Source organism: Aeromicrobium sp. PFPM2_SD2, from assembly GCF_057364525.1.
This window is the reverse complement of sequence record NZ_JBNFNZ010000599.1, coordinates 1-1,222: the sequence shown is the minus strand read 5'-3', so window position 1 is coordinate 1,222 and position 1,222 is coordinate 1. Positions and strand designations below refer to the sequence as shown.

Annotated in this window: 2 protein-coding genes; both read right to left on the bottom strand. The window is 75.9% G+C overall.

Annotation, left to right across the window (positions count from 1 at the left end):
- On the bottom strand, positions 1-886 hold an 886-nt coding region (locus tag AC2W7G_RS16720), incomplete at its 3' end, for an MBL fold metallo-hydrolase (protein WP_485869432.1).
- On the bottom strand, positions 883-1,222 hold a 340-nt coding region (locus tag AC2W7G_RS16715), incomplete at its 5' end, for a sigma factor-like helix-turn-helix DNA-binding protein (RefSeq protein ID WP_485869431.1). The genes AC2W7G_RS16720 and AC2W7G_RS16715, both read right to left, overlap by 4 nt.

Here is a 1,222-nt window from a genome sequence, read left to right as displayed (position 1 = left end):
CGAGCACGCGCGCGACGGCTGCCTGCTCGGCGGGGGTCACCCACAGGCCGTACTTCGCCTTGACCGCGACCTGACGCGCGACGTAGCCGCAGCGCGCCGGCCGGTGCGGCGGCAGCCAGGTCGCCGCGTCGCCGTCACCCTTCTGCCGGTTCGCCGAGGCGTCGACGGGCAGCAGGTTCAGCGGGTCGTTGGCCAGCGCGGCCCGCTTGCGCAGCGGCCAGGCGGAGGCGCCGGTGACCCACGCGTTCGACAGCGCCACGACGTGGTCGACGTCGACCCCGTTCCCGGCGCCGCGGACGAAGGAGATCGTGCGCCCGGTGTAGGGGTCGAGGGTGACCAGCGCGTCGCCGGTGAGGACGGCCGACGCGCTGCGCAGGTGGAGCGCGCAGTGCCCGTCGGTGTGGCCGGGGGTGGGCACGACCTCGAGGTCGGGCAGCACGGCCAACGGACCCTCCGGCAGCGCCTGGACGCGCTCCACGCCGGGCACCTTCAGCGCGCCGTTGGCGATCATCTGCGCCTGGTACGGCCAGCCGCCCGGGTGGGTGGCGATGAACCGCAGCCGGTTCACCCCCGGCCGGTACCGGTAGGGGTGCTCGGCGATGCGGACGTCGCCGAGCGCGGTCAGCACCGGCACGTCGTGCTCGCGCTGCACGCGACCCAGGTCGCCCAGGTGGTCGAAGTGCGCGTGGGTGAGGACGACCGCGTCGACGTCGCCCCACCCCGCCCCGAGCGACCGCAGCGCCGCCTCGATCCGGCCGCGGGTCCGCGGCAGCCCGGCGTCGACCAGGACGAGCCGCCCGTCGCGCTGGAGGAGGTAGCAGCAGGTCGCGGCGTGGGCGATGCGGTGGACGCCGGGCAGGACCTCGTGCAGGTCGGGGGTGCTCATGCGGCCTCCTGGGTCACGACGGCCGACCGCAGGTGGTCCAGGAGCGCGGCCAGCCGGCGCGAGACCCACATCGGGTTCCGGTCCAGCCGGCGGGCGATCTCGCGCTGGCTCAGGTCCTCGAAGAAGCGCATCCGCAGCAGCGCCCCGTCCGCGTCGTCCAGGGAGCGGCACAGCGCCGTGACCGACACCCGCTCGTCGACCCGGTCGAACCGCTCGTCCTGGGCGGCGCTCGGCTCGGTGCTGGCGGCGTCCAGCGAGTCGGGCTGGAAGCACCCGCGGGCCTGCAGGGCCTCCAGGACGTCGGCGACGGGCTCGCCGAGCCGGCGGGCGAGCGCG